Origin of the sequence: Stenotrophomonas sp. CC22-02 (assembly GCF_004365115.1) — a bacterium.
Classification (GTDB): Bacteria; Pseudomonadota; Gammaproteobacteria; order Xanthomonadales; family Xanthomonadaceae; genus Stenotrophomonas; species Stenotrophomonas forensis.
In genome coordinates, this window is record NZ_SOCO01000001.1 from 150,115 (window position 1) to 167,044 (window position 16,930).

Below are 16,930 nucleotides of genomic sequence, written 5' to 3' on the forward strand. Positions count from 1 at the left end.
TCCTGCATGACGTATTTCCTGCCGCGCCGGCTGCCACGCCCGCGCCTGCACGGCAGGCGCGCAGCGGGACTGTCGCTGCTGGAAATGCTGCTGGTGATCGCGCTGATCGCGGCGATCGGGCTGATTACCGCAGCCGGGCTGTCGCGGGGGTTCTCCGGCATGCAGCTGCGCAGCGCCGGCAAGGACATCGCCAACCAGCTGCGCATGGTGCGCGCGCAGGCCATCGCCCGCGGCGAGCCGCAGCGCTTCGTCATCGAACCGGCGCGACGTCGCTGGGAAGGCGCCAACCAGCGCGTGGGTGAAGTGCCGCCACAGCTGCAGGTGCAGTTCGAAGGCGCCGCGCAGCTGGCCACGGCACCGGGGCAGGGCGTGATCGAGTTTCATCCGGATGGCGGTTCCAGCGGCGGCCGCATCCGCCTGCAACGCGACGACGCCGAATGGCGCATCGATGTCGGCTGGTTGACCGGCGAAGTCCGTTCCGGCCCCTGGCGGGAACAATGAAGCGCAGCGCACGTGGCTTCACCCTGCTGGAAGTGATCATCGCCTTCGCCCTGCTCGGGTTGGCGCTGACCCTGCTGCTGGGAAGTCTCTCCGGTGGTGCGAAGCAGGTGCGCGAAGCCGAGGTGCGTACGCGTGCGGTGCTGCATGCGCAGTCGCTGCTGGCCGAAGCCGGCGTGGCCTCGCCGTTGCAGGTCGGCAGCCAGCAGGGTGACTGGGAACAGGGGCGCTATCACTGGGAACTGCAGGTGCAGCCGTGGGTGGAGCCGCGAGCCGGCAACCAGGCGCAAACGCAGGCGCCGGGAATGCCGTGGCTGGCGGAACTGCAGCTGCAGGTGCGCTGGGGCGACAGCGAACGCGAGCAGCTTCGCTGGCGCAGCCTGCGCCTGTTGCCGCCGGACCTGGAGAACGCGCGATGAAGCGCGGCGCCGCAGGCTTCACCCTGGTGGAAGTGATGCTGGCTACGGTGCTGCTGGCCGGGGGCCTGGCGCTGGCGTTCGCCAGCGTGCGCTCGGCGATGGCGGTCAGCCAGCGCGGCGAGCAGATCGCCGCCGAGAGCGAGCGCATGCGTGCGGTGGAAGCGCTGTTGCGGCGGCAGCTGTCCGCGGCGCTGCGCACACCGCTGGAAGCGCCGGACCCTACCCGCGAGCCGATCTTCTTCCAGGGCGAAGAGCAGCGCATGCTGTTCGCGGCCGATCTGCCGGGCTACCTCGGCCGCGGCGGTGCCTACCTGCACGCGTTGCAGGTGGAAGGCCGCAGCGGCCAGCAGCGCCTGCTGCTGGACCTGGTGCTGCTGCAGGAAGGCGAGCACATCGCCGAAAACCCGCCGCGTCCGCCGGAAGTGCTGGTGGACAACCTGAAATCGGTGCAGCTGCGCTACCGCGGCATCGATGCCAGTACCGGCCAGGTGACCGACTGGATGCCACGCTGGGACGATACGCGGCGCCTGCCGATGCTGGTGGAGATCCAGATCGTGCCGGCCAAGGGCACGCCCTGGCCGCCGCTGGTGGTGGCGCCGCGCGCCGGTGGCAGCGGAGGTGCGCGATGAACCGGGCACGGGGAGCGGCGCTGGTGTTGGTGCTGTGGCTGATCGCGCTGATGACGGCGCTGGTGGGGGCGTTCGCGCTGAGCGCGCGCGTCGAGCATCTGCAGCAGCAGGTGCTCGATGGCGACGCGCGGGGCCAGGAGCGCGCACGCGCGGGCATGGAATATGCGCTGATGCGCCTGTCCGCCGACCCGCAGCGGGCACCCTGGCGCGCCGACGGCCGCACCTATCGCTGGCAGTTCGATGACGCCAACATCGAGATCACGGTGCTCGACGAGAACGGCAAGATCAATCTGAATCTGGCCGACGTGGCGCTGCTGGAGGCCTTCCTGAAGGCGCTGGGCGAGGAAGACGGCAGTGCCCGGCAGCTGGCTGGCGCCATCGTCGACTGGCGTGACGAAGACAGCCTGCTGCAGCCCGGCGGCGGCGCCGAGGCGCCCGACTACGCCGCAGCGGGTCTGCCGTACGGCCCGCGCAACAAGCGTTTCGAGACCCTGGGCGAGCTGCAGCGGGTGCTGGGCATGCGTGGCCCGCTGTACCGGGCCATGCTCCCGCACCTGACCCTGTACAGCCGCCAGTCGCGGCCGGATCCGCAGTTTGCCAGCGCACCGGTGCTGACGGCATTGGGCCTGGATGCGGACACCTTGCTGGCCCAGCGCGCCCAGCAGGAGCGTGACGCCGATTCCGCTGCGGGTGCGTCAACGCTTGCCAGCAGCAGTGGCACCTATAGTATCGAGTCCCGTGTCACCGACGGCAGTGGACGCCGGTCAGTGCTGCAGGCAGTAGTACGCAATGGCTCGGGCGGGGTTCCCGGGCGGACCTACACAGTGCTTCGCTGGGAGCAGGGAATGACAGCAAGATGACGGCGTGGCAGGACAGTCTGCGACAGGTGCAGGGCCGGATCGGTCCTGGCGCCGGCCGTTTCCTGCGCTGGTGGCGGCAGTCATTGCTGGCCTGGGTGCCGGTCCGTTGGCAGTGGGCGCTGGGTTGGGCGCAGGCACGCCTGCTGCTGCAGCGTGAGGGCGACCAGCTGCAGGTCTGGCGTGAGGCCGGTGAGCGCCGTGAGTCCGTAGCGCGGCTGCCGTGGCCACTGTCGCCGGCCGAGCTGGACCGGGTCCTGGAAGCACGCCTGCGCAGCCTGCCGCGCGTGTGGCTGCTGCCGGCCAGCGAGGTGCTGCGTCGCCATCTGCGGTTGCCGGCCGCCGCCGCCGACCGCCTGCGTGCGGTGGTCGGCTTCGAGATCGACCGCCAGACGCCATTCGAATCCAGCCAGGTCAGCTATGACGTGCGCGAGCTCGGAGCGGCCGGCGAGGGCCAGCTGCAGGTCGAACTGGTGGCCTGGCCGCTGCGCCAGCTGGACGCCTGGCGCGGCAGCGTGGGCCCCTGGGCCGATGCGTTGGCGGGTGTCGATGCGATCGACGCGCAGGGCAACACGCTGCAGGTGAACCTGCTGCCGCCCGCGCAGCGACAGCTGCAGGCCGATCCGATGCGGCGCTGGAACCTGCTGCTGGGCGTGGCTGCCGCGGTGATGCTGGTGCTTGCCGGCCTGCAACTGCTGGACAACCGCCGCGCAGCGGCCGACGAACTGCGTGCCGAGGTGGAACGCAGCGCGCGCGGCGCGCGCAGCGTAGCCAGTGAACGTGCGCAGCTGCAGGCGCTGATCGACGGTGCTGCGTTCCTGGAAAAGCAGCGCAGCCAGCGCGCAGGCACGGTGGACATCTGGACCGAGTTGACCCGGCGCCTGCCGGAGGGCACCTATCTGGAAAAGCTCGCCATCGAGAACAACAACCTGCAGCTGATCGGGCTCAGCCGCGAGGCCTCGCAGCTGGTGCAGCTGCTGCAGGACGCACCGCAGTGGCGCAAGGTCAATCTGACCGGTGTACTGCAGGCCGACGGCGCTGCCAGTGGCCGTGATCGTTTCACCATGACCGCGGAACTGCAGCCGTTGCCGGCGGCTGCCCCGACCCGGGAGGCGGCCGATGCCGATGCCAAGCGCACGCCGTGACCGCTGGCTGGCACTGGCACTGCTGCTGGCAGTGCTGGGCCTGGCCTACCTGTTGCTGGTGCACCCGTGGTTCACCCAGCCTCTGCGCGAGATCGATGCCGATGTGGCGGCGCTGCGCGAGCGCGAGGCACGCGTGCAGGCGCAGCTGCAGCAGCAGCCGCAGATCGAACAGCGCCTGCGCGCGACCCGCGAAGCGTTGCAGCAGCGCCCCGGTTTCCTGCGCGAAGCCACCGCCGAAGCCGCCGCTGCCGCGCTGGGCGCGAAGCTGCAGGATGCGGTGGCGATGGCCAGCCCGGGCAACCGCAGCTGCACCATCAGCAACCGTACACCGTTGACCGACAACCGGCGCGACGCCGAGTTCGTGCGCGTCGCCATGCAGGTGCGCCTGCGCTGTGGCGTCGCCGAACTGGCCACGGTGCTGCACAGCCTGGAGACCGGCAGCCCGCGCCTGTTCGTCGACAACCTCAACCTGATCGCGCAGCGCTTCCAGCAGTCACCGAATGAATCCGGCCTGGGTCTGGATGTGTCATTCGAACTGGCTGGCTATCTGTTGCCGGGTGCGGCGACCGACACGGCCACGCCGGCTCCGGCGGCCGAACCGGCCGTGCAGCCGCAGCCACAGCCACCCCCGGCGGCCGCGGCGCCCACCCCGGCGGCGCCGGCAGAGGGGCAGGAGGTGGCCGATGAAGCTTGAGCAGATCAGCCTGCGCACCGGCTTCCTGCTGGCGTTGGCGGGTTGGGCGGCGGCGGTCTGGCTGGCCACCGGCTTCGGCCTCGGCAGCCAGTTGCCCGGCGCCGACGGCGATGCGGATGCAGCGCCCTCGTTGCCGGCGCTGCCGGCCCTTGCCGCCGAGCGCATGGCCAGCGCAGACAGCTACAGCGCCATCGGCGAACGCCCGCTGTTCGCCGAAGACCGCAGGCCGCGGCCCTACCTGCTGGGCGGCAGCGAGCCGGCCGCCAGCGCGGCCCTGCGCCTGACCGGCGTGCTGATGACCGGCAATTTCAGCATGGCCACCTTCACCACCGAACAGAACCGCTCGGTGCGGCTGCGCCTCAACGGCGACGCGGTGGATGGCTGGCAGCTGGTGGCGCTGGAACCGCGCCGGGCCACGGTGATCGGCCCCGGTGGCAGCCAGGTGCTGGAACTGGCCGTGTTCAATGGCCAGGGCGGTGAACCACCAACCGTACTGCGTGGCGCCAACGGTGCACCGCCGGCCGGTGCCATCGTGGTACCGCCGCCGGCCGGTGCCCCGCCCGCGCCGCCCCCGGCTGCGGCAAGTGCGCAGCCACAGCCGCAGCCGGCCGGCAGCGTGCCGCCAGCGGCCGCTACACCGCCTGCCAACAACAACGGCCCCAGCGAAGCGCAGATGCAGGCCATCCGCGAACGCATCCAGGCCCGTCGCCGCCAGCTGCAGCAACAACAGCAGCAACAACCGTCGCCGCCCCCAGGCGATGGCACCAACCGATAGAGTGAATGCATGAGCCTGCGTTTTCTTCCCTGGTCCTTTGCCCTCGCGCTGCTGGTCGGCTGCAGCACCGTGTCCGCGCCGCATGTGCAGCGCAAAGGCAACCTGACATCCACCACCGAGGCCGGACAGGCCGCGGAGGTCGCCGCCGATGCTGCCCGTGATGCCCAGGGGGCCCCGCAGGCGGTGATCCGTCGCGGCACCGGCACCATGATCAACCGCGAAGCGGCACGCGCACCCGCACCGGCACTGCACGGGGCCAGTACCGGCGAGGCGACCTTCAACTTCGAAGGCGAGTCGGTGCATGCGGTGGTCAAGGCCATCCTGGGTGACATGCTGGGCCAGAACTACGTGATCGCACCGGGGGTGCAGGGCACGGTCACCCTGGCCACGCCCAAGCCGGTGTCGCCGGCACAGGCGTTGAACCTGCTGGAAATGGTGCTGGGCTGGAACAATGCGCGCATGGTGTACAGCGGCGGCCGCTACAACATCGTCGCCGCCGACCAGGCGCTGGCCGGAACCGTTGCGCCCAGCACCGCGCCGGCCGCCAGCGCGCGCGGCTTCGAAGTGCGGGTGATCCCGCTGCAGTTCATCTCCGCCAGCGAGATGAAGAAGGTGCTGGAGCCGTATGCGCGGCCCAATGCCATCGTCAACGTCGACAGCGGTCGCAACGTGATCACGCTCGGCGGTACCCGCGCCGAGCTGGAAAACTACATGCGCACCGTCGAGATCTTCGACGTCGACTGGCTGTCGGGCATGTCGGTGGGCGTGTTCCCGATCCAGTCGGGCAAGGCCGAGCAGGTCGCCGCCGACCTGGAGAAGGTGTTCGGCGAGGAGAGCAAGACCCCCAGCGCGGGCATGTTCCGCTTCCTGCCGCTGGAAAATGCCAACGCCGTGCTGGTGATCACCCCGCAGGTGCGCTACCTGGACCAGATCCAGCAGTGGCTGGACCGCATCGACACCGCCGGTGGCAGCGCCCGCCTGTTCTCCTATGAACTGCGCTACATCAAGGCGCGCGACCTGGCCGAACGTCTCGGTGAAGCCTTCGCCAGCAGCGGCAACCGCGGCGGCTCCAGCCCGGCATCGCTGGCACCCGGCGCGATTCCGTCGCAGCTGGGCAGCGACGGCGACCGTGGCATGGACAGCAGCAACGGCAGCAGCAACTTCGGCTCGACCTCCGGCAGCAGCACCGGGGGCAGCAACAACGGCAGCATGAACCTGCCGCAGCGCCAGTCCGGCAATGTCAGCGTCAGCCTGGAAGTGGAAGGCGACCGCGTGGGCGTGTCGGCGGTGGAGGAAACCAACACCCTGCTGGTGCGCTCGACCCCGCAGGCGTGGCGCTCGATCCGCGAGGTGATCGAGAAGCTGGACGTGATGCCGCTGCAGGTGCACATCGAAGCGCAGGTCGCCGAGGTCGCGCTGACCGGCGACCTCAAGTACGGCGTCAACTGGTTCTTCGACAATGCGGTGCTCGGGCAGAAACTGACCGGCGCGCTGGGCGGCGTGACCCTGCCGGCCGCCGCGGGCGGTTCCTGGAGCAGTTTCGCAGGCGCGGTGACCGGCGCCGATGGTCTCGGCTGGGCGTTCACCGGCCACAACGGCGCGGCGGTGGTGAGTGCGCTGGACAAGGTCACCGACGTGCGCCTGCTGCAGACGCCTTCGGTGTTCGTGCGCAACAACGCCGAGGCCACGCTCAACGTCGGCGACAAGGTGCCGATCAACACCACCACGGTCAACACCGGCGTGGGCACCAGCAGCTACAGTTCGGTGCAGTACATCGACACCGGCGTGATCCTCAAGGTGCGCCCGCGGGTGACCCGTGATGGCACGGTGTTCCTGGACATCGTGCAGGAAGTCAGCAGTGCCTCGGACGTGCCGGAGACCTGCAACCCGACCGAGCGCAACTGCAACCCGCGCATCTCGACCAAGAAGCTGTCCACCGAAGCGGCGGTGCAGAGCGGCGACACCATCATGCTGGCCGGCCTGATCACCGATTCGGCCACCGATGGCAGCAATGGCATCCCCGGCCTGAGCAAGATCCCGGTGGTCGGTGCGTTGTTCGGGCAGAAGAGCCGCACCAGCCGTCGTTCGGAAGTGATCGTGCTGCTGACCCCGACCATCGTCCGCAACGCCCAGGAATCGCGCAACCTGACCGACGAGTACAGCCAGCGCTTCCGTGCGATGGAGCCGCTGAACCAGCCGCGCGCAAAGAAGTAAGGGGTTTACGGCCGGGCGGCGCCCGGCACCCGCAGAGGCCAGAGCCGGAGCAACAGCAACAGCAACAGCAACAGCGGGTTTCTGCGGGATGGCGGGGCGGTGTGGGTTGGCAGGACACGCCGTAAACCCGTCCCTGGGGGCTCGATGGCGCCATCCATGGCGCCAACGGTCCTGCCAACCCACACCGCCCCACCTCTGACAGATTCCTGCGACTGTTGGTGGGTGTCGACCTTGGTCGACACGCAGATCCACGCGATGCGTGGATGACTCTCCATCGAAATCGAATATTTCGATATCTATGAGATCTGAGCCGAGCATGGCTCGGCTCTACAGAAAGCAAGGCCCGACAGGTCGCAGAAATCTGTCGAAGGCGGGGTGGGTCCGGTTGCGGGGGCGTGAGCCGCATGGATGCGGCGACCGAGCCTACATGGGTGAGGGCGCTTTGCTTGCGAAGCACTGCTTCGCAAGCGCCCGAACGCACAGCCGCCAGCGGCTGGGCCGGACCCCGGAGGGGGGTTTACGGCGTCCCCCGCCACCGGACCCACCCCGCCAACTCCAGGAACCCAGCTTCTGCTCCGGCTGTTGCTGTTGCCCTGGCCTGAAGCGGGTGCCGGGTGCAACCCGGCCGATACCCTCCCAGTGCTAGGCTGTGGGCACCGACAACCACGGAGGCGGGATGGGGGCGATCGTGTTGTTGCCGCTGTGCGTGGACGACGCTGCGCTCGACCGCTGCCTGGCGGCGCTGGATGCCGGCACCGCAGCGGGTACTGCGGTCTGGCTGGCCGACGATGCGCAGACCGGTCCGCGTGCGCAGGCGGTGGTGGAACACTGGTTGGCACATACGCCGCTGCAGGCCGAATACACCCGGCGCGCACGGCCGCTGGGCGAAGTCGCCCACCTTGATGAAATGCTGCGGGCCTGCGATGGCCTGGACGTGGCGGTGCTGGCACCGGACAGCGTGCCGGCGCCGGGCTGGTTGCAGCAGCTGCAGGACGCCTTCGCCCGCGATGCCGCCATCGCCACCGCGACGCCATGGTGCAATGCCGGGGAAACGGCGGCCTGGCCACGACTGGGCGAGATCAATCCCGAACCCCAGGACCCGGCCGTGCTGGCGCACACCTGTGCCACGCTGCCGACACTGCATCCGGAACTGCCTTCAGCGGTCACCCATGCGGTGCTGGTACGCGGCAATGCGCGCCGTCGCGCCGGTGGCCTGGACGTGGACAGCTACGCCGGCTGGAACGCCGCACTGGTCGATCTCAGCCTGCGCATGGCCGGGCTGGGATGGCGCAACGTGCTGTGCGAGACCGCCTTTGTCAGCCGGGCAGGGGAGGCGATCAGCCGCGACGGTGATCTTGAAGCGCTGGCCGCGCGCTGGCCGGGCTGGGTGCCACGGCTGGCCGACTTCCTGATGCATGATCCGCTGCATGGACTGCGTGCCGATCTGCAACAGCGCATGCAGCAGGCGATAATGCCGCGCGAACAGGGCGACCTGTTCGTCCCGCCCGCGCCGGAGCCACCCGTTTGAATGTTGCCATTGCCGCCATCGTCGTCACCTACCAGAGTGGCAGCACCATCGACGCCTGCCTCTCGCGCCTGCGCCAGGCGCAGGATGTGGCCGAGATCCGGGTGATCGACAATGGTTCGCTGGATGGCACGCTGGACATCGTGCAGCGGCATGCCAGCCATGATGCCCGCGTGCGCTTCGTCGGCAATCCGGACAATCCCGGTTTTGCCGCCGCCAACAACCAGGGCGTGGCCGACTCGGCCAGCCCATGGCTGGCCTTCATCAACCCGGACCTGATGGTCGAAGCGGATACCCTGGCCGAGCTGCGCCGCCGTGCCGAGGCGCTGGGCGATTGCCTGCTCGGCGTCGAGCAGCTGGACGAGCATGGCCAGGCCGACGAGGCGGTACGCCGCCGCGATCCCGATTTCCTGTTGATGCTGCGGTCGCCCGGCCAGGGCTCGAAACTGGCGGTGCCGCGCGATCCGCACCAGGCCCTGCAGCGGGTGCCGGCGCTGTCCGGTGCGTTGCTGATGATGCCGCGCGTCCTGTTCGACCGCATCGGCGGTTGGGATGCGGGCTACCGCCTGCATGCCGAAGACCTGGACCTGTGCCGCCGTGCGCGCGAGGCCGGCGCGGTGGTGGCGATCGCCAACGATCTGCAGGTGACCCATGTGCGAGGTGTCTCCAGCCGCTCGCGGCCGTTCTTCGTCGAGTGGCACAAGCACAAGGGTCTGTGGCGCTACTTCCAGAAGTTCGAGGCGAAGCAGCGCCCGCTGCCGGTACGCGCTGCGGTATGGGCGGCGATCTGGGCGCATGCGCTGATGCTGGTACCGCGCCTGCTGCGCAGGTCGCTGTAGCAGAGGGGGGGCGGCCCCCCGGTTCACCCCGGCGGGCGCATAATCCGCCCCATGCCTATCATCCAGTCCCTGCTCGACACCGACCTGTACAAGTTCACCATGATGCAGGCGGTGCTCCATCAGCATCCCGGCGCCCAGGTGCAGTACCGGTTCAAGTGCCGCACCCCCGGCATCGACCTGGCCCGTTACATCGACCAGATCGACGAAGAAATCGACCATCTGTGCACCCTGCGCTTCAGTGACGCAGAGCTGGACTACATGCGGGGCCTCCGATTCGTAAAGCCGGACTTCGCCGATTTCCTCGGCCTGTTCCATCTCGATCGCAAGTACATCCAGCTGCGCGCGTCGAAGGCGGTGCCTGGCGAGATCGAGCTGGACATCACCGGCCCGTGGCTGCACACCATCCTGTTCGAAGTGCCGCTGCTGGCGATCATCAACGAAGTCTGGTTCCGCAACACCACCACGGCCGACTTCGCCGAGGGCGAGCGCCGGCTGCAGGCCAAGGCCGCGCTGCTGCGCGATACCCCCGGCTTCGAACAATGCCGCATTGCCGACTACGGCAGCCGCCGCCGCTATTCGCGTGACTGGCACGCGCGCCTGCTGCCGTTGCTGCGCGATGCCCTCGGCCCGCAGCTGGTCGGCACCAGCAACGTGCACTTCGCCCGGCTGTACGGTATGACCCCGCACGGCACCATGGCCCATGAGTACCTGCAGGCGTTCCAGGCGCTGGGCCCGCGCCTGCGCGACTCACAGGTGGCGGCACTGGAATCGTGGGCGCGCGAGTACCGCGGCGACCTCGGCATCGCGCTGTCCGACGTGGTCGGCCTGGACGCGTTCCTGCGCGACTTCGACATGTACTTCTGCAAACTGTTCGACGGCGTCCGCCACGATTCGGGCGATCCGTTCGACTGGGGCGACCGCATGCTGGCGCATTTCCAGCAGCGCCGCGTCGATCCGCGCAGCAAGGTGCTGGTGTTCAGCGATGGGCTCGACATTCCCAAGGTGATGCGCCTTTACGACTACTTCCGCGGTCGCTGCCAGGTCGCATTCGGCGTCGGCACCCACCTGACCAATGATCTGGGCCCGACGCCGCTCAACATCGTCATCAAGATGGTCCGCTGCAATGGCCAGCCGGTGGCCAAGCTCAGCGATTCGCCGGGCAAGAGCATGTGCGACGACCCGGGTTACCTGGCCTACCTGCGCCAGGTCTTCGAGCTGCCGCAGCCGGAATGACCGCGCCGGTGAGGGCGGGCGCTTACAGGTAGTCGACGACCACCAGATAGGCGCCCTGCAGCGGCTGCTGCTGCGAGGCCTGGACGCGGTAGCGTTCGGAGAAGGCGATATCGCCGGCGCGCATCGCGCTGGCCGACACCGACAGCTTCTGGCCCTGGCGCTTGCCGTCGCGCAGCGTCGCGGCCTGGCCATCGGCCAGCGCCGTCACTTCCACCGTCGCGCCCTTGGCCGACGGCGGGCAGGCGGCCAGGCTCAGTTCGCCCTGGGACAGGTTCGTCGTGCAGCCCGGCTCGGCGATGCGACCGCTGAAACGGATGCTGCCGCTGCTGGCCTGGGCCAGCGCACTGACGGACATCAGGGCCACGCACAGCAGAATGGAGTTCCTCATGACACGTTCTCTGGTTCGGTGTGTCCTAGTTAGCGACAGCTTCGATCAGCCTTTAATAGGACGAGTTCGAATCTGCTAGGGCCATCACCAAAAAAGAGTGATGCACATCAAAGAAGCTGATTTCCGCCTGAAAAAGGTCGGATTCCGTGCAGGCCGGGTGCATCACTCAATACGTCATCGAACGTCGTTTGTGGCCCGTTTGGGCTTGCGTCAAATCCCCCACGCCCTACTGGACGCCATTCCGCTTAGCACGTCACATTTGAGTCGTCAATAAATTGGCGTTCATAAAAATAATGAGACTTTCATCACACTTGTGCCTATACTTGCGTCACGGATTCAGGGGAAGGTATGTCCGAGTCCGGCCACAGGTGAGACGCAAGGATGGGTCTTGTTAGCCCGGCAGTGCTCCTTGCTTCCTCCTCTACTTCTCATCTCTTCAGTAGGGTTAGGTAAAAGCGAATGCACAAGAACACTCTCATCGCCGCTCTGATGCTGGCCGCCGCTCCGCTGGCCGCCAACGCCGCCGACGGCACCATCACCTTCAATGGCAAGGTCACCGACAAGACCTGCACCATCTCGACCCCGGGCGGCAAGGACTTCGCCGTCAACCTGCCGACCGTGTCCAAGAACACCCTGGCCACCGCCGGTGCCGTTGCGGGCCGTACCCCGTTCGCCATCAACCTGACCAAGTGCAGCGCCGGCAACGTCGCCACCTACTTCGAGCCGGGTTCGACCGTCGACTTCAACAGCGGCCGCCTGGTCAACCAGGCCTCGGCCAACGCTGCCACCAACGTGCAGCTGCAGCTGCTGGGCTCCAACAACCAGTTCCTGCCGATCAAGGCTGCCGGCGCTGGCCTGGCCCAGACCAACTCGCAGTGGGTCACCGTCGGCACCGACGGCTCGGCCGACCTGAGCTACTACGCTGAGTACTACGCCACGGCCGCCGCCACCCCGGGCGACGTCACCAGCAGCGTCAAGTACACGATCATCTACAACTGATCGTCGCCGTACCCGCATTGGCCGGCGTACGCGCCGGCCAGTGCTCCGCGGCCCCTGGCCACACCTCTCGAGCGTAGTACTTCCGATGAAAGCATTCTTTCCCCGGGCGCTGCTGCTGGCAGCGTTCACGCTGCCCTTCTGCCAGGACGCACTGGCCGGCGTGGTGGTCAATGGCACGCGGGTGATCTACCCGGCGCAGGCGCGCGAAGTCACCGTGCAGGTCGACAACGTGGGCGACTCGCCGGCCCTGGTGCAGGCCTGGATCGACAGTGGCGATGCCAACCAGACCGCCGATACCAGCGATGCCCCGTTCGTGCTGACGCCGCCGATCGCCCGCGTCGAGCCGGGCCGCAGCCAGGCGCTGCGCGTGATCTTCTCCGGTGCGCAACTGCCGGCCGACCGTGAGTCGGTGTTCTGGCTGAACGTGCTGGATGTGCCGCCGTCGCCGGACAACGCCGACAACACGGGCGAACAGAATTACCTGCAGGTCGCGTTCCGTTCGCGCCTGAAGCTTTTTTACCGGCCACAGGGCCTGAAGGGCGTTGCCAACGACGCACCGGCAGCGCTGCGCTGGACCCGCACCGGCGACCGCCTGCGGGTGGAAAACCCCAGTCCGTTCCACGTCACGCTGGCCGAAGTGCATGCCGTGACCGGCAGCAGCGAAAAGGCCGTCGAGGACAAGGGCGCAATGGTCGCGCCGAAGCAGAGCCTGGAGTTCGCCGCGCCGGCGGGCACCGACCAGGTGCGCTTCATCACCATCAACGATTACGGCGGTCGGGTGGAACACACGATCCGCCTCGGCAGCACCGGGGGCTGAACGCGCCGCGCTGGCCCAGGGCCTGCGCATCCCGCCACCGCCGCCGCGCGGCGAATTGAAGGAATGTCAGTGTGATCGGAAACAGATTGACATTGTCGATCCACCAGGCGATCTGCCTGTTGGCAGCTGGCGTGGCCTGCCCAGGATGGGCATTGGCAGCGCCGGCCAATCTGGGCGAGCAGGCGCTGATGGCGCAGAGCGGCGCAGCCAATGCGCGTGCCCCGGAATCGGCCCAGTTCAATTCCAGCTTCCTGTCTGGCCAGGCCAAGCAGGTCGACCTGGCGGCCTTCAGCAATGGCAACCCGATGGTGGCCGGCACCTACCGCGTCGACGTCTACGTCAACGGCGGCTGGCAGGGCCGTCGCGACCTGCAGTTCAAGGCCGATGCGCAGGGCCACGTCGATGCGTGCCTGCCGCTGCCGATGCTGGAAGAAATGGGCGTGGACAGCGAGGCCGTGCTGCTGCAGCAGGACCCGACGCTGCCGACCGACAAGACCAGCTGCGTGCCAGTGCAGCAGCGCATGGCCAATGCCTACGGCATCTATGACAGCGGCAACCTGCGCTACGACCTCAGCATCCCGCAGGTGTTCCTGCGCCGCGAAGCGCGTGGCTACGTCAACCCGGCACTGTGGGACCGTGGCATCAACGCCGGCTTCGTCGGCTACAGCTTCAATGCCATCGACAGCGACAGCCGCGTCGAAGGTGGCCAGCGCAACCGCAGCGCCTACCTCGGCCTCAATGCCGGCCTGAACCTGGGCGGCTGGCAGTTCCGCCACGACTCGAACCTGACCTGGTCCGAAGGCGATGGCCGCCACTGGCAGAGCATCGCCACCTACGCGCAGCGCGGCATCCCGCAGGTGCGCGGCATGCTCACCATCGGTGAGGCCTACACCACCGGCGAACTGTTCGATTCGATCGGTTACCGCGGCGCCAGCCTGGCCAGCGACGACCGCATGCTGCCCGACTCGCTGCGCGGCTACGCGCCGGTCGTGCGCGGCATCGCCGAAACCAACGCGCGCGTTGAAGTGCGCCAGAACCAGCAGCTGATCTATTCCTCCACCGTGTCGCCGGGCAGCTTCGTCATCGACGACCTGTACCCGACCGGCTACGGCGGCGACCTGGAAGTGAGCGTGATCGAGGCCGATGGCCGCCGCCGCGAATTCAAGGTGCCGTTCGGTTCGGTACCGCAGATGCTGCGCGAAGGCGTGTCGCGCTACGCGCTGACCGCCGGCCAGGTACGCAACAAGCTGCTGGCCGATGAGCCGTGGCTGGTGCAGGGTACCTACCAGCGTGGCATCGGCAACCAGCTGACCCTGTACGGCGGCAGTGCGCTGAGCGATGGCTACCTGTCGCTGCTGTACGGCGTCGGCCTGTCCACGCCGGTCGGTGCGTTCGCGGCCGACGTCACCCATGCGCGCACCTCGTTCGACCATTACGGCAACCACACCGGTGCCAGCGTGCGCCTGAGCTACAGCAACATGATCGGCGAGACCGGGACCAACCTGACCCTGGCCGCGTACCGCTATTCGACCGAAGGCTTCTACAGCCTGCAGGACGCGCTGTATGGCCGCGACTCGGACAAGCGCGGCATCGATCCGACCACCCGCGGCCGCCAGCGCAGCCAGTTCCAGGTAACGCTGAACCAGCCGCTGGGCCGTCGCGGCGGCGCGCTGTACGTGACCGGCTCGGTGCGTGACTTCTACGACCGTGCCGGTACCTCCAAGCAGTACCAGGTGGGCTACAACAACGCCTGGCGTTCGGTGAACTTCGGTTTCTCCGCACTGCGTACCGAAGAAGGCGTGCTCGGTCGTTCCGACACCCAGTACCTGCTGTCGATGAGCGTGCCGTTGGGCCGTGGCACCCACCCGGTGTCGTTCAGTGCCGACCTCGGCATGCGCGACCGTGGCGGCTACGACAACAGCCGCGTCGGCATCACCGGTTCTGCCGGTGTCGACAACAACTTCAGCTATGGCGCGGCCCTGTCCGATTCGCGCGAGGGTGGCACCACCGCGGTCGGCAATGTCGAGTACCGCAGCCGCTATTCGGCACTGAACGCGACCTACAGCCATTCGCGTGATTTCCGCCAGGCCTCGGTCGGTGCCAACGGCAGCGTGGTCGTGCACCCGGGTGGCTTCACCTTCACCCCGCAGCGCGGCGACACCATGGTGCTGGTCGAAGCACCGGGCGCGCGCGATGCCATCGTCAGCAACGCCCCGGGCCTGCGCGTGGACGGCCGCGGCTACGCGGTGGTGCCGTACGTGTCGCCGTACCGCCTCAACACCGTCACCCTCGACCCGCAGGGCATGGCCCACGATGTCGAACTGGAAAGCACCAGCCAGTCGGTCGCGCCGTTCGCCGGTGCCATCAGCTACCTGCGCTTCGACACCCGCAAGGGCAACGCACTGCTGATCCAGGTGCGCAATGCCGACGGCCGCAGCATGCCGTTCGGCGCGCAGGTCAAGGATGAGCAGGGCCAGCCGGTGGGCATGGTCAGCCAGGGTGGCCGCCTGTACGTGCGCAGCGAACAGAACCAGGGCCGCCTGCTGGTGGAGTGGGGCGCCGGTGCCGATCAGCGCTGCACGATTGATTACCAGGTTCCGGCGGGCGCCGACGCGTCCAAGACCGGCTTCATTCCGCTGGAGGCAGCATGCCGATGATTCCTTTCCGTGGCCGCAGGCTGCTGGCCACGCTGGCCCTGCTCGGTGGCGCGCTGCTGGCGCAGCAGGCCAGCGCCGCCTGCCGCATCCAGATCAACGGTTTCGTCGCCCAGGATGTGCAGATGGACATGGGCCAGATCGTGATCCTGCCGAGCACGCCGGTCGGTGGTGTGATCAAGGAACTCAGCGTGCCGATCAACCAGCAGAACAACGTCGCCCGTTGTGACTACTGGTATGGCGGCAGCTCGACCGGTGAGTACGTCAATGCGCCGCAGAAGCGGCCGGTGGCCGGCTTCGCCAACGTCTACGAGACCGGCGTTGCCGGTGTGGGCATCCGCCTGTTCCGCGACTCCGGCGCGATCCAGACCTACTACCCGCATTCCATCAACTTCGGCGCCAATTCCACCATCTCGCTGATCGGTGGCCAGTTCCGCATCCAGCTGATCAAGACCGCCGCACAGACCGGTTCGGGCGTGATCGCGCCGAATGGCCGCTTCACCACCTACTACTTCGATGGCGACGGCCCCAGCCGCCCGGTGCTGACCTCGACCTTCCGCGGTTCGGGCACCACCGTGGTCAGCCCGACCTGCGAAGTGGAGGCCGGCAGCCGCAACATCGCCGTTGATTTCGGCAGCGTGCCCAACACCAGCTTCACCGGCGTCGGCTCGCGTGCGGTTGATCGTGACTTCGAGATCCGCTTGAACTGCCAGGGCAGCAACGTTGCGTCTTACCAGAGCAAGATCGGCATCCGCCTCGACGCCGACCAGGACAGTTCGAACATGCCCGGCGTGCTGAAGCTGAGCGCGGCCACCAACAGCGCGACCCGCATCGGCATCCAGATGGTGCAGCGTGACGGCAGCACCGAACGCGAAGTCCGCTTCGGCCAGGCCATCAATGTCGGCACCACCGCGCCGGGTACCAGTGTCATGAGCCTGCCGCTGCGGGCCCGCTATGTGCAGACCCAGGCCGGGACCGTCGGTGCCGGTGTCGCCAACGGGCAGGCAACGTTCACGATCCAGTACGAGTAACAGCGCTTTTCCATCGCTGAGCACTGCCCCGCACGTCGCCTGTTCCGCAGGCGGCGTTGACTGCGTCTTGATGCCGCAAACGTGAAGATCGGAGCTATCATGACCGTACAGAAACATGAATGTGATGTGCGTCATGGAAATGACCTTCCCTTCACCGCAGCGTCTCCGCCATCGGGCCTTCCACCCGGTTGAGGGGCGTTGAAAGGACCCGGC

Annotated in this window: 16 protein-coding genes; 15 read left to right on the top strand and 1 reads right to left on the bottom strand. The window is 67.9% G+C overall.

Annotated elements, in window-relative coordinates:
- Window positions 1-6 precede the first annotated feature (6 nt).
- From N440_RS00640 to pncB, 11 genes are all read left to right on the top strand, one after another.
- Window positions 7-501 (top strand): GspH/FimT family pseudopilin, encoded by a 495-nt coding sequence (locus N440_RS00640; RefSeq protein WP_133933768.1) that lies wholly within the window; start codon window positions 7-9, stop codon window positions 499-501.
- A complete protein-coding gene (locus N440_RS00645; RefSeq protein WP_133933769.1) occupies window positions 498-917 on the top strand; it encodes a prepilin-type N-terminal cleavage/methylation domain-containing protein in 420 nt (139 codons plus the stop codon). Before N440_RS00640 ends, N440_RS00645 begins: the two co-directional genes overlap by 4 nt.
- Window positions 914-1,546, top strand: a complete 633-nt coding sequence (locus tag N440_RS00650; protein WP_133933770.1) for a type II secretion system protein J — start codon at window positions 914-916, stop codon at window positions 1,544-1,546. The genes N440_RS00645 and N440_RS00650 overlap by 4 nt, the downstream gene beginning before the upstream one ends.
- The gene (locus N440_RS00655) at window positions 1,543-2,406 is read left to right on the top strand and encodes a general secretion pathway protein GspK (RefSeq protein ID WP_133933771.1); all 864 of its coding nucleotides are present in this window, start codon (window positions 1,543-1,545) and stop codon (window positions 2,404-2,406) included. The genes N440_RS00650 and N440_RS00655 overlap by 4 nt, the downstream gene beginning before the upstream one ends.
- Window positions 2,403-3,548, top strand: coding sequence for a PilN domain-containing protein (locus N440_RS00660; RefSeq protein ID WP_133933772.1), 1,146 nt, complete (start codon window positions 2,403-2,405; stop codon window positions 3,546-3,548). Before N440_RS00655 ends, N440_RS00660 begins: the two co-directional genes overlap by 4 nt.
- Window positions 3,529-4,242 carry a type II secretion system protein GspM gene (gene gspM / locus N440_RS00665; RefSeq protein ID WP_243831361.1) on the top strand — a complete coding sequence of 238 codons (714 nt, stop codon included), beginning with the start codon at window positions 3,529-3,531 and terminating at the stop codon, window positions 4,240-4,242. Before N440_RS00660 ends, gspM begins: the two co-directional genes overlap by 20 nt.
- Window positions 4,232-5,017: a hypothetical protein gene (locus tag N440_RS00670; RefSeq protein ID WP_053448760.1), complete on the top strand. Its 786-nt coding sequence runs from the start codon at window positions 4,232-4,234 to the stop codon at window positions 5,015-5,017. Before gspM ends, N440_RS00670 begins: the two co-directional genes overlap by 11 nt.
- Before the next feature lie 9 nt (window positions 5,018-5,026).
- On the top strand, window positions 5,027-7,231 hold the full coding sequence (gene gspD, locus N440_RS00675) for a type II secretion system secretin GspD (RefSeq protein WP_133933774.1): 2,205 nt from the start codon (window positions 5,027-5,029) through the stop codon (window positions 7,229-7,231).
- A gap of 676 nt (window positions 7,232-7,907) precedes the next feature.
- The gene (locus tag N440_RS00680; protein WP_133933775.1) at window positions 7,908-8,759 is read left to right on the top strand and encodes a glycosyltransferase; all 852 of its coding nucleotides are present in this window, start codon (window positions 7,908-7,910) and stop codon (window positions 8,757-8,759) included.
- Window positions 8,756-9,595, top strand: coding sequence for a glycosyltransferase family 2 protein (locus N440_RS00685; RefSeq protein WP_133933776.1), 840 nt, complete (start codon window positions 8,756-8,758; stop codon window positions 9,593-9,595). Before N440_RS00680 ends, N440_RS00685 begins: the two co-directional genes overlap by 4 nt.
- A 51-nt stretch (window positions 9,596-9,646) precedes the next feature.
- Window positions 9,647-10,828: a nicotinate phosphoribosyltransferase gene (pncB, locus tag N440_RS00690; protein WP_008264910.1), complete on the top strand. Its 1,182-nt coding sequence runs from the start codon at window positions 9,647-9,649 to the stop codon at window positions 10,826-10,828.
- Between the two features lie 22 nt (window positions 10,829-10,850).
- Here pncB and N440_RS00695 read toward each other — a convergent pair whose 3' ends face one another.
- Window positions 10,851-11,216, bottom strand: coding sequence for a hypothetical protein (locus N440_RS00695; RefSeq protein ID WP_133933777.1), 366 nt, complete (start codon window positions 11,214-11,216; stop codon window positions 10,851-10,853).
- Window positions 11,217-11,675: 459 nt separating this feature from the next.
- Between N440_RS00695 and N440_RS00700 the strand changes: the two genes are divergently transcribed.
- From N440_RS00700 to N440_RS00715, 4 genes are all read left to right on the top strand, one after another.
- Window positions 11,676-12,215: a fimbrial protein gene (locus tag N440_RS00700; protein WP_133933778.1), complete on the top strand. Its 540-nt coding sequence runs from the start codon at window positions 11,676-11,678 to the stop codon at window positions 12,213-12,215.
- Window positions 12,216-12,300: 85 nt separating this feature from the next.
- The gene (locus N440_RS00705; RefSeq protein ID WP_008266722.1) at window positions 12,301-13,032 is read left to right on the top strand and encodes a molecular chaperone; all 732 of its coding nucleotides are present in this window, start codon (window positions 12,301-12,303) and stop codon (window positions 13,030-13,032) included.
- 92 nt (window positions 13,033-13,124) lie between these two features.
- Window positions 13,125-15,689: a fimbria/pilus outer membrane usher protein gene (locus tag N440_RS00710; protein ID WP_133935944.1), complete on the top strand. Its 2,565-nt coding sequence runs from the start codon at window positions 13,125-13,127 to the stop codon at window positions 15,687-15,689.
- Entirely contained in the window at window positions 15,680-16,717 is a 1,038-nt protein-coding gene (locus tag N440_RS00715; protein WP_133933779.1) for a fimbrial protein, read from the top strand. Before N440_RS00710 ends, N440_RS00715 begins: the two co-directional genes overlap by 10 nt.
- Window positions 16,718-16,930: the final 213 nt, after the last annotated feature.

Excerpts from the sequence above, each read along its gene's own strand:
- N440_RS00640 (WP_133933768.1), top strand. The coding sequence starts at position 7 with ATGACGTATTTCCTGCCGCGCCGGCTGCCACGCCCGCGCCTGCACGGC.
- N440_RS00645 (WP_133933769.1), top strand. The coding sequence starts at position 498 with ATGAAGCGCAGCGCACGTGGCTTCACCCTGCTGGAAGTGATCATCGCC.
- N440_RS00650 (WP_133933770.1), top strand. The coding sequence starts at position 914 with ATGAAGCGCGGCGCCGCAGGCTTCACCCTGGTGGAAGTGATGCTGGCT.
- N440_RS00655 (WP_133933771.1), top strand. The coding sequence starts at position 1,543 with ATGAACCGGGCACGGGGAGCGGCGCTGGTGTTGGTGCTGTGGCTGATC.
- N440_RS00660 (WP_133933772.1), top strand. The coding sequence starts at position 2,403 with ATGACGGCGTGGCAGGACAGTCTGCGACAGGTGCAGGGCCGGATCGGT.
- gspM (WP_243831361.1), top strand. The coding sequence starts at position 3,529 with ATGCCAAGCGCACGCCGTGACCGCTGGCTGGCACTGGCACTGCTGCTG.
- N440_RS00670 (WP_053448760.1), top strand. The coding sequence starts at position 4,232 with ATGAAGCTTGAGCAGATCAGCCTGCGCACCGGCTTCCTGCTGGCGTTG.
- gspD (WP_133933774.1), top strand. The coding sequence starts at position 5,027 with ATGAGCCTGCGTTTTCTTCCCTGGTCCTTTGCCCTCGCGCTGCTGGTC.
- N440_RS00680 (WP_133933775.1), top strand. The coding sequence starts at position 7,908 with ATGGGGGCGATCGTGTTGTTGCCGCTGTGCGTGGACGACGCTGCGCTC.
- pncB (WP_008264910.1), top strand. The coding sequence starts at position 9,647 with ATGCCTATCATCCAGTCCCTGCTCGACACCGACCTGTACAAGTTCACC.
- N440_RS00695 (WP_133933777.1), bottom strand. The coding sequence starts at position 11,216 with ATGAGGAACTCCATTCTGCTGTGCGTGGCCCTGATGTCCGTCAGTGCG.
- N440_RS00700 (WP_133933778.1), top strand. The coding sequence starts at position 11,676 with ATGCACAAGAACACTCTCATCGCCGCTCTGATGCTGGCCGCCGCTCCG.
- N440_RS00705 (WP_008266722.1), top strand. The coding sequence starts at position 12,301 with ATGAAAGCATTCTTTCCCCGGGCGCTGCTGCTGGCAGCGTTCACGCTG.
- N440_RS00715 (WP_133933779.1), top strand. The coding sequence starts at position 15,680 with ATGCCGATGATTCCTTTCCGTGGCCGCAGGCTGCTGGCCACGCTGGCC.